Source organism: Paenisporosarcina sp. P4_E4_2, assembly GCF_056401595.1.
In genome coordinates this window covers 1-9,375 of sequence record NZ_JBFUJC010000104.1, presented here as the reverse complement: position 1 = coordinate 9,375, position 9,375 = coordinate 1, and the positions used below count along the sequence as shown (strand labels likewise).

Sequence of the window (9,375 nt, the reverse complement as noted above, 5' to 3'; positions counted from 1 at the left end):
GCTCTAGGTATTCAGCAGGCGAGAAAAAGACCTGCGACTTTATTGATTGGGGACATCTCGTTCCTGCACGACAGCAATGGATTACTGGTTACACGTTTCCATGAAACTGACCTCACCATTGTTGTTATGAATAACGATGGTGGCGGCATCTTCTCGTATTTGCCTCAGTCCACCGAAGAGACGTACTTCGAAAAATTGTTTGGTACGCCAACCGGTTTGACGTTCGATTCAATTGCCACCATGTATGAAGCTGAATATTTTGCTGTGGAATCAAAAGAAGATTTTACACAAGCTTTAACAACGCCAAAACAAAAAGACTTACGAATCATTGAAGTAAAGACCAATCGGCAACAGAATGTTTTAACACATCGTCAGTTATGGAACGGAATTACTGAGGAGTTGGACCGAAAATGGAACAACTAGTCGCAACCGYTCGAGGAGTAAAAGTTAGTTATTCCATCACCAACAGAGAAGTTTCGGAAACAATCATCTTTTTACATGGATTTACTGGAAGCACGAAAACATGGGTCCCGATTATTGAACAATTACCTGATTCTGTCCGTTGCATTACAGTCGATTTAATGGGACATGGTAAAACCGATTCACCGAGTGATGCAAATCGTTACATCATGTACGAACAAGTGATGGATTTACACGAACTTTTTCTATTTCTGAATGTTACTAATTTCACCCTCGTTGGTTATTCTATGGGAGGACGCATTGCGCTTGCTTATGCACTTGCATTTCCTAAGCATGTTAAGCAGCTAGTACTGGAGAGTGCATCTCCAGGTTTACAATCAGAAGCTGACAGACTGGCCCGAATAACTGCAGATGAAAAATTAGCGGAGAAAATGGAAAGTGAAGGTCTTTCATCTTTTATTGATTTTTGGCAGGACATTCCTTTATTTCATTCTCAAAAAAAGTTAGGTGAGATAAAGCTTCATTCCATCAGGGAAGAGCGAATGCAACAAGCTGTTTTGGGATTGGCTAATAGTTTAAAGGGAATGGGAACCGGCAGACAGCCTTCTTACTGGTCCAGATTGAATGAGTTGAAAATCACTGTCATCATAATCACAGGTGAACTCGATGAAAAATTTACGATCATTGCCAAACAAATGACAGAACTCATTCGATATAGCCAGCATCTTGAAGTTTCAGGGGCAGGACATGCAATACATGTGGAAAATCCCGTTCAGTTTGCTACAATAATATTGGAGCAAGTATTAGAAAGATTTTGAGGAGGAAGAGTATGACACGTCAATGGGTATCAGAACGTACATATGAAGATATTAAGTATGAAACATATAACGGTATTGCGAAAATTACAATTAACCGTCCGGAAGTAAGAAATGCTTTCCGACCTAAAACAGTTAAAGAATTATTGGATGCATTTACTTATGCACGCGATGATTCAAAAGTAGGCGTTATCGTATTAACGGGTGAAGGCGAAAAAGCTTTCTGTTCAGGTGGAGACCAGTCCGTTCGTGGACATGGTGGATATGTTGGGGAAGATGAAATCCCACGTTTGAACGTTTTGGATTTACAGCGCCTGATTCGTGTTATTCCTAAACCTGTAGTGGCAATGGTAGCGGGTTATGCCATCGGTGGCGGACATGTACTGCATGTCGTATGTGATTTGACGATTGCTGCAGACAACGCGATCTTCGGACAAACTGGACCGAAAGTGGGATCGTTTGATGCAGGATACGGCTCAGGATATTTAGCTCGTATTATCGGTCATAAAAAAGCACGTGAAATCTGGTACTTATGCCGTCAATATGACGCACAGGCAGCACTTGACATGGGCTTGGTTAACACTGTAGTTCCTTACGCACAATTAGAAGATGAAACGGTTCAATGGTGTGAAGAAATGCTTTCAATGTCACCTACAGCCCTTCGTTTCCTGAAAGCGGCAATGAATGCAGATACAGATGGTTTAGCAGGTCTGCAACAAATGGCTGGAGATGCGACACTTCTTTACTACACGACAGATGAAGCAAAAGAAGGCCGCGATGCCTTTAAGGAAAAACGTAAACCTGACTTCGGTCAATTCCCACGTTTCCCTTGATAATAACAATTTTCTAGCTGTCCTTTTATGAAGGGCAGCTTTTTCTAAAGGTGGCTATAAATCATGTACCCTAACTGGCTAGCACAACGGGTCAAAACGACTCCGAACCGCAAGGCATTAACATTTGGACAACATTCCTGGACGTTTCAACAGCTTTTCGACGAAGCAATAAATTTAGCTGGTTCACTTAAGACAGTTGGAATTGACAATGGAAATCGCGTAGCCATTCTATCACCATCAAATCCTTCTTTAATTGTTACAATCCATGCCTGTTGGCAATTGGGCTGTGAAGTTGTTCTATTAAATGAACGATTGTCTGATGGGGAACTTGACAATCAAATTAACGATGCACAGCCAACTCTTTTGTTAGTCGAAAAAGACTATCAGGCAAGAGTGGCTAACCACCCATCATTGACATTGGACGAACTGGCAGAAAAGGCTTCCAGTAAATTCGAGATAGAAGATGAATGGCCAATCGATCGTACCATGTCCATTATGTATACATCCGGTACAACGGGAAATCCAAAAGGTGTTCGTCAAACCGTCCGAAACCATACCACGAATGCAACGGCTTCAGCGTTTAACATGGGGATACAATCAAATGATGTATGGCTTTGTACAATGCCAGTCTTTCACATAAGCGGTTTATCCATATTCATTCGCTCCGTATTATATGGAATGGAAGTGAAGCTCTATTCAAAATTCGACTTGGTAAAAGTGGTCGACGATTTAGTAGATGGACAGGTCACGCGTATGTCTGTTGTCTCCGTTATGTTAGAACGGATTTTAAGGGAATTAGAGGAGCGGGATGCGAAAGTATCTCCTTGTTTACTGACGATGCTAGTGGGGGGAGGTCCTGTTCCGAGCAATTATTTAGAGCGAGCTATTTCTCGTGGTATCCCAATACTGCAAACTTATGGAATGACGGAAACGTCCTCCCAAACAGCAACGCTTGCTCCTGAAGATGCGGTCAGGAAACTAGGGTCTTCTGGCAAACCATTGTATTTGAGTTTCATTCGAATCGATAAAGCATCAAAGCCATTTGAAGAAGGAGAGATTTGCATACGTGGCGGGCATGTAACACCTGGTTACATTGGCAGTCATACAACTACGGCATCCCAAGTAAAAGGATGGCTTCATACCGGCGATATTGGCTATTTCGATGAAGAAGGATATTTATTTGTCGTCGACCGACGTTCTGATTTAATTATTTCCGGCGGGGAAAATATTTACCCAGCAGAAGTGGAGAATGCGATTCTTCAACATCCACAGATTCGGGAAGCCGGAGTTTGCGGAATGAGTGACGAGAAGTGGGGACAAGTACCTGTAGCCTTTATTGTCAGTGATGAGGATATGACATTGGCATCATTACAGGCATTTTTACAAGCCAAATTAGCACCTTATAAAATGCCGAAAGCATTATATCAAGTCAATGCTATGCCAAGGAATGCATCGAATAAATTACTTAGAAGAGAGCTGAGAGCGTGGTTAATATCCAAATCAAGCAAGTGACGTTATATCACGTATGTGTACCGCTAAAGCAAACGTTTTCTACTCATTTACAGGAAGTGGTGGAACGAGAGAGTATCTTGCTTGAAGTAATGGATGTCGACGGTACAATCGGTGTAGGCGAATGTGTTGCATTTACTTCCCCGTGGTACACCGAAGAAACAGTGGACACTGCTTGGAACACGCTTGAAAATTGGATAATCCCAGCTTTGTTGAATCAATCTTTTTCACATCCAAAGCTATTAGACGCCGCTTTAGAGAAAATAAAACGTAATCATATGGCAAAAGCGGCTTTTAATCATGCAATATGGGATATTTATGCCAAGAAATTGAACCAACCTCTATGGCAAGTAATCGGCGGAACAAGGCCCGTTATAAATGCCGGAATAGTGGTAGCTGCTGCAACTGAAAAAGCCATGATGGAAGAAATCGAAACCGCAGTAAAAACCGGGTATAAACGGATAAAGTTAAAAATTTCTCAAAACACAGATCCAAAACTCATGAAATTAATTATCGCACAATACCCTCAAATGTTATTCTTCGCCGATGCGAATGGAGCATTCACAGAAAGAACACTGGACCACTTAATCGCATTCGACGATTGTGGTTTTGCATTAATCGAACAACCTTTTTCAGAACACCATAATCGCTTGTCTGCTGAAGCTCAACGAATAATGAAAACGCCATTTGCCCTGGATGAAAGTATTGCAAGTTTAGCAGATGCCCAGGATATGATTGAACGCAAGTCTGGGAAAATAATTGTGATGAAACAAGGCAGAGTTGGTGGCCTAACTGCTGCTCTTCAAATTCATAATCAATGTGTCATAGCAGAAGTACCAATTTGGGTGGGTGGTATGATTGAATTTGGCGTTTCAAAAGCATTCAATTTAGCTTTTGCTTCATTACCAGGAGTTAAGTTTCCAGGAGATTTCAGTTCATCGACTCACTTTTGGGAGAAGGATTTGGCGACTCCACCCATCGATGTATGTGATGGTGAAATCGAACTCACTAATTTACCAGGTGTCGGAGTATCTTGGAATCATGCCATTCTACAGCAATTCGAAGTGCAAACCAAGCTATTTAAATGAGTAAAACCACGGAATGAAAGCCATTCCGTGGTTTTTATATTACTTTGCTGAAGCCAGTGCTTTCTTTAATGTTTCTAAATTTTGCTCCATTAATGTGAAGTAAGTTTCTTTGTTTTCAATATCTTTCTGTGTCAGTACGCCTAAGTTATGCAAGGTCATGGCATCTGCACCGACTTCATTTTGAATCACTTTCGTTAAATTGGATGAGACATTTTGTTCAAATAAAATCGTTTTGATGTTTTTTTCTTTTGCCAATTTGACGATCTCAGTAAGATCTTGTTGAGAAGGTTCGTCCTGCGAATTCAAACCTGAAACTGCAACTTGCTCAAGACCATATGTTCCAGCCAAGTACCCAAAAGCCGCATGGGATACAAAGAACGTTTTATTATTCGATGCGTCCGCCATTTCCTTGAAATCCGAATCCAWTTGTTTGAGTTCAGTCACTAATATGTCGTAGTTCTTAGTATAAGTTGCTTCATTTTCAGGATCTTTTTCAATTAAAGAATTTTTAATTGAAGATGCAAGTTTCATGCTGATTTGAGGTGAAATCCAAAGGTGCGGATCGTTGTCACCATGTTCATGGTCATCGTGACCCTCTTCATGTCCATGCTCATCGTGACCTTCTTCTTCATGTCCATGGTCACTTGCTTTACCCATTTCCAATTCTTTATCAGAAACTGCATCTGCAGTTGCGACCAAAGAAACGTCTTCATTTTCCAATGTCTTTTTCGCATTGTCCACAAAGCCTTCAAGTCCTAAGCCAATATAAAAAAACAAGTCTGCATCTGCTAAATCCATCATATCTTTTTGCGTAGGATCGAATGTATGCTCGTTTGAACCTGCAGGATATACGGATTCCACATTCACATGCTTGCCACCGATTCTTTCGGTAAAGTAAGTAAGTGGATAGACCGTAGTATAGACAGTTAAGGCATTAGGGTTTTCAGATATATCATTAGTCGAAGTGTCTTTTCCACAAGCAACAGTAAATAAAGTAAGAACAATAATTAAACTATATAATAGAAATTTCTTCATGGTTATCTCCTTTTTAAATAGTAACGATTACGATTTGAATTAAGAACTTACTTATCATACAAGATAAATCTTTAAAATACAAGAAAAATGGACACAAAAAAAATGACTCTTTTCAAGTCATTTCTTTGTAGGCCATTCTTCTGGTACTGGATCATATCCGCCTTCATGAAATGGATGACAACGAAGGATACGGCTGATTGCCAAGTAAGTGCCTTTAATTGCTCCGTGTTTTTCGACAGCTTCAACGCCGTAATGGGAACATGTTGGATAAAATCGGCAACTCGGCGGTGTCATTGGCGAAATGAATTTCTGATAAAACCGGAAGATGCCCATCACAAGGAATTTCATGTGTTGTCACTTTTGCCTGCTGATTCAGTTGGAACTGGATCTATTTTATGCTCTATTTTATAGGCTTTTTTAGTTGCAAGAAGGAACATCATGGTGATGCCGATGACCATTACTATTGAGACGATTATCATAAATGCTAACATTTTTTTCACTCCACTTCGTTCTGTATGTTTATTGTAGAGAACTTAGTGGTAAATTGAAAGTATTCAGAGCGATAAATAAAATTAGGAGTGTGAAGTTTTTATGTCAGCAGCATTAAATACAGAACTAAATAAGCAAGTAGCAACTTGGTCAGTAATGTATGCGAAGTTACATAATTTCCATTGGTACGTAAAAGGACCTCAATTCTTTACATTACATGCAAAGTTTGAAGAACTTTACAATGAAGCAACGTTACATATGGATGAAATTGCCGAACGTTTGCTTACTTTAGGCGGTAAACCAGTTGCCACATTGAAGGAGCATTTAGAACTATCAGATGTTACGGAAGCGACAGGCAAAGAAAATGATATGCAAATGGTTGAAACAGTTGTAAAAGATTTCGGTAAAATTATGAAATCATTGAAAAAAGGGATGGACGAAGCTGCAAAAGATGAAGACGATATGACAGAAGATGTATTGAATGCAGTGTATCAATCGATTGAAAAACATCAATGGATGTTAAATGCTTTTTTAGGCGATACAAACAAATAAGCATTTCCAGCAAATTCCTTCCGGGAATTTGCTTTTTTCAATTCTCCTATCGTTTGCATGCATGAAATATATCCATAATGCCATGCTAGAAAAAAGGGGTTGAAAAAATGTCGAAAGTATATGTTTCGGTCACTCATCACCGATACTATTTCCATCCTGAGGATTCGCAATGGGAATATGAGATTGAAGCCGAGCCCGAAGTTTTAACCGTACTAGATCAATTATTTGATCAAAAGGAATCCTTTGAATGGAAAGGTTTTTGGAGAGCTCAAACGCCTTATGTACCTTATCATCTAGACCCAGAAAATGACGGTGTCGATTTACGATTGAAAAAGTTATACGCTGTCATTCATGAGTACGGAAATGAAGAAGCAAAACAACAAATAGAAACATTGCCTTATTATAGTTGAATGCTGTGCATGCCTTCGCTACACTATTTGAAAGGAGTGTAGCAGGCATGTTTTCTTTTGTAGATCAGCATGGGTTAAAAGTTACGTTATCATTTGAACCAAATGCCTTTTTAATTCCTACCACACATGTACTCGTGCTAGCGAACAGGCAGAACCAGTGGTTGCTAACAAAACATCCACAAAGAGGGATTGAATTTCCCGGTGGAAAAGTAGAATCAGGCGAGACGTTAGAACAAGCAGCAAAACGGGAAGTATTTGAAGAAACAGGCGCACAACTTTCAAATTTAATATGGTTTGCAGAATATATGGTGCATGAGCGTAAGCCTTTTTGTAAGGCGGTTTTCCGTGCAACAGTTGATTCAATTGAAAACAATAGTGAACGATTTGAGACTGAGGGACCTGTATGGATGACGATACAGGAGTTTTTCAAATCAACTAATCTTAGTTTTCATATGACAGATGACGGAATGAGAAAAATGTTGGAACAGGTGATGTTAGATGAAAGTAGACGGAACAATTGTACACAGACTTCCGTATCCAAGTCCAAATCCACAAGTTAAATTAACGGAAATTGTCTATTGGTCATGTGGATTCAGGGTAAAAGGGTTACTTGCGGAGCCACGCAAAGAAGGCAAGTATGAGGGAATCCTCTATTTACGTGGAGGTATTCAAAACATTGGTATGGTTCGATCTGCTCGAATTGCTCAGTTTGCCACACAAGGATTCGTGGTGTTTGCCCCTTATTATCGTGGGAACAGAGGCGGCGAAGGTAGAGATGAATTTGCTGGGGAAGATCGGTTTGACGCTACCAATGGAGTAGAAGTATTAAGACAGTTTATTTCAGTGAACCGTATTCATCTGTTTGCATTTTCTCGTGGAGGAATTATGGCTTTATGGACGGCTGTTCTGCGTTCAGATATTACATCGGTTGTCACCTGGTCAGGTGTGTCAGACATGGTTCTCACCTATGAGGAACGTGAAGACATGCGTAGAATGATGAAGCGGGTGATTGGTGGTAATCCTACGAATGTACCTGAGGCATATGAACTTCGTCAACCACTCAAACATGTCAGTGCTATTGATGCCAAAATTCTAATTATCCATGGACGAAAAGATGGGAATGTCGGAATTGAACATGCCTTACGTCTCGAAAAAGCACTCATTGATGGAAATAAAAATTTTGAGACTTGGTATTTTAAAGATTACACACATTATTTCCCTTCGAAAACCAATAGACAAACTGTCAGAGATTTAACGGACTGGATGAAACGACAAGGGGAATAATATATGAAACATATCCGAATTCATTTAAAGACTAGCAGTACTGCTAACAAAACCTCGGTCCCTAATGATACGTCATATTGGAAAAAGCTTTGGGATACGTATACGAGTGAATATGCTTCAGTGGAAATTCAGTGTTGGCAGGAAGAAGTGCATGATATTGAGGAATTGACCAAACTCTCTGCACATTCTGTGAATCAAGGACTTGTAAAATCGTTTACAATTACATTGAACGAAAAAAACTGTAACTATTTACGTAATCATTCAATTGATGCAGACGGTGGTTTAAAATGGTTCACTATATTCTTTTATAAAGAAGATATTCAAATGCTTGAGATAGCACAATATGGTTCAGAAATTGTATTATATGGAGTAAATGAGAAAGAAGCGGAAGAATTTGAAGCGCTATTCCCTGAAATCGAGAACGCGGAATACTTCAAAGAACACCTCATGTAAGCAGAGGAGGGTGAGGCATGGGAAATTTACATATAATATACGATTCTTTATTACTAACCAGTGAAACCAACAAGCTTAGGAAGAGTATTAGCTATTGGTTTCCGTTAATGAATGAGGTACTTCCAGTGTTTACAGAAGTCGAAGTACATTGTCATGAAGATGAAAAAGAAGCAATTCTTAAGATTAAACCTTTCGCTCATACCATTCGATATGGAAGTGGATTGGTTATTTTTACAATGCCTCTAAATCAGAAGCTAAAAGACTTGCTACTGTATGGGGTAAATGAAGGACAGACAAGAATTCCTTGGTATACATTAGTATTCAAGAGAAATGGTGCACATATTTGTACTGTTAAATATCACGGATCTGAATTGTTTTTCTACCAGATAAMGAAAGAGGATGCTAAAGAGATAGAATCTTACTTTCCAGAAGAGACAGTTTTTGAATATACGGAGTAAAAAAAATGGCCTGCACATGAAGTGCAAGC

General features: G+C 39.6%; 14 protein-coding genes. 11 read left to right on the top strand and 3 right to left on the bottom strand.

Going from position 1 to position 9,375, the window contains the following annotated elements:
* From AC1DSB_RS09360 to menC, 5 genes are all read left to right on the top strand, one after another.
* On the top strand, window positions 1-423 hold a 423-nt coding region (locus tag AC1DSB_RS09360; protein WP_477586558.1), incomplete at its 5' end, for a thiamine pyrophosphate-dependent enzyme.
* On the top strand, window positions 411-1,238 hold the full coding sequence (gene menH, locus AC1DSB_RS09355; protein ID WP_477586556.1) for a 2-succinyl-6-hydroxy-2,4-cyclohexadiene-1-carboxylate synthase: 828 nt from the start codon (window positions 411-413) through the stop codon (window positions 1,236-1,238). The genes AC1DSB_RS09360 and menH, both read left to right, overlap by 13 nt.
* Window positions 1,239-1,249: 11 nt before the next feature.
* Entirely contained in the window at window positions 1,250-2,068 is an 819-nt protein-coding gene (menB, locus tag AC1DSB_RS09350) for a 1,4-dihydroxy-2-naphthoyl-CoA synthase (RefSeq protein ID WP_016426539.1), read from the top strand.
* A 63-nt stretch (window positions 2,069-2,131) separates the two neighbouring features.
* On the top strand, window positions 2,132-3,580 hold the full coding sequence (locus AC1DSB_RS09345) for an o-succinylbenzoate--CoA ligase (RefSeq protein WP_477532639.1): 1,449 nt from the start codon (window positions 2,132-2,134) through the stop codon (window positions 3,578-3,580).
* Window positions 3,553-4,665 (top strand): o-succinylbenzoate synthase, encoded by a 1,113-nt coding sequence (gene menC / locus AC1DSB_RS09340; protein ID WP_477586554.1) that lies wholly within the window; start codon window positions 3,553-3,555, stop codon window positions 4,663-4,665. The genes AC1DSB_RS09345 and menC overlap by 28 nt, the downstream gene beginning before the upstream one ends.
* 39 nt (window positions 4,666-4,704) lie before the next feature.
* Here the strand turns inward: menC and AC1DSB_RS09335 are convergent, their stop codons facing one another.
* The 3 genes from AC1DSB_RS09335 to ytzI all read right to left on the bottom strand — a co-directional run bounded on the left by AC1DSB_RS09335 (window position 4,705) and on the right by ytzI (window position 6,191).
* Window positions 4,705-5,700 carry a metal ABC transporter solute-binding protein, Zn/Mn family gene (locus AC1DSB_RS09335; RefSeq protein WP_477586552.1) on the bottom strand — a complete coding sequence of 332 codons (996 nt, stop codon included), beginning with the start codon at window positions 5,698-5,700 and terminating at the stop codon, window positions 4,705-4,707.
* A 117-nt stretch (window positions 5,701-5,817) separates the two neighbouring features.
* Window positions 5,818-6,048: a membrane protein insertion efficiency factor YidD gene (gene yidD, locus AC1DSB_RS09330; RefSeq protein ID WP_016426543.1), complete on the bottom strand. Its 231-nt coding sequence runs from the start codon at window positions 6,046-6,048 to the stop codon at window positions 5,818-5,820.
* Window positions 6,045-6,191, bottom strand: a complete 147-nt coding sequence (gene ytzI / locus AC1DSB_RS09325) for a YtzI protein (protein WP_016426544.1) — start codon at window positions 6,189-6,191, stop codon at window positions 6,045-6,047. Before ytzI ends, yidD begins: the two co-directional genes overlap by 4 nt.
* 100 nt (window positions 6,192-6,291) lie before the next feature.
* Here ytzI and AC1DSB_RS09320 point away from each other — a divergent pair, with 100 nt between their 5' ends.
* The 6 genes from AC1DSB_RS09320 (at window position 6,292) to AC1DSB_RS09295 (ending at window position 9,346) form a co-directional block, all read left to right on the top strand.
* A complete protein-coding gene (locus tag AC1DSB_RS09320; RefSeq protein WP_016426545.1) occupies window positions 6,292-6,741 on the top strand; it encodes a Dps family protein in 450 nt (149 codons plus the stop codon).
* A 107-nt stretch (window positions 6,742-6,848) separates the two neighbouring features.
* A complete protein-coding gene (locus tag AC1DSB_RS09315) occupies window positions 6,849-7,151 on the top strand; it encodes a hypothetical protein (RefSeq protein ID WP_016426546.1) in 303 nt (100 codons plus the stop codon).
* Window positions 7,152-7,198: 47 nt separating this feature from the next.
* Window positions 7,199-7,711 (top strand): NUDIX domain-containing protein, encoded by a 513-nt coding sequence (locus AC1DSB_RS09310; RefSeq protein WP_016426547.1) that lies wholly within the window; start codon window positions 7,199-7,201, stop codon window positions 7,709-7,711.
* Window positions 7,650-8,435, top strand: a complete 786-nt coding sequence (locus tag AC1DSB_RS09305) for an alpha/beta hydrolase family protein (RefSeq protein ID WP_477531227.1) — start codon at window positions 7,650-7,652, stop codon at window positions 8,433-8,435. The genes AC1DSB_RS09310 and AC1DSB_RS09305 overlap by 62 nt, the downstream gene beginning before the upstream one ends.
* Window positions 8,436-8,438: 3 nt before the next feature.
* Window positions 8,439-8,888: a hypothetical protein gene (locus AC1DSB_RS09300; protein WP_477531226.1), complete on the top strand. Its 450-nt coding sequence runs from the start codon at window positions 8,439-8,441 to the stop codon at window positions 8,886-8,888.
* Between the two features lie 17 nt (window positions 8,889-8,905).
* On the top strand, window positions 8,906-9,346 hold the full coding sequence (locus tag AC1DSB_RS09295) for a hypothetical protein (RefSeq protein WP_477586550.1): 441 nt from the start codon (window positions 8,906-8,908) through the stop codon (window positions 9,344-9,346).
* Window positions 9,347-9,375: the final 29 nt, after the last annotated feature.

Excerpts from the sequence above, each read along its gene's own strand:
- AC1DSB_RS09300 (WP_477531226.1), top strand. The coding sequence starts at position 8,439 with ATGAAACATATCCGAATTCATTTAAAGACTAGCAGTACTGCTAACAAA.
- AC1DSB_RS09305 (WP_477531227.1), top strand. The coding sequence starts at position 7,650 with ATGAAAGTAGACGGAACAATTGTACACAGACTTCCGTATCCAAGTCCA.
- AC1DSB_RS09320 (WP_016426545.1), top strand. The coding sequence starts at position 6,292 with ATGTCAGCAGCATTAAATACAGAACTAAATAAGCAAGTAGCAACTTGG.
- ytzI (WP_016426544.1), bottom strand. The coding sequence starts at position 6,191 with ATGTTAGCATTTATGATAATCGTCTCAATAGTAATGGTCATCGGCATC.
- yidD (WP_016426543.1), bottom strand. The coding sequence starts at position 6,048 with ATGAAATTCCTTGTGATGGGCATCTTCCGGTTTTATCAGAAATTCATT.
- AC1DSB_RS09310 (WP_016426547.1), top strand. The coding sequence starts at position 7,199 with ATGTTTTCTTTTGTAGATCAGCATGGGTTAAAAGTTACGTTATCATTT.
- menB (WP_016426539.1), top strand. The coding sequence starts at position 1,250 with ATGACACGTCAATGGGTATCAGAACGTACATATGAAGATATTAAGTAT.
- AC1DSB_RS09315 (WP_016426546.1), top strand. The coding sequence starts at position 6,849 with ATGTCGAAAGTATATGTTTCGGTCACTCATCACCGATACTATTTCCAT.
- AC1DSB_RS09345 (WP_477532639.1), top strand. The coding sequence starts at position 2,132 with ATGTACCCTAACTGGCTAGCACAACGGGTCAAAACGACTCCGAACCGC.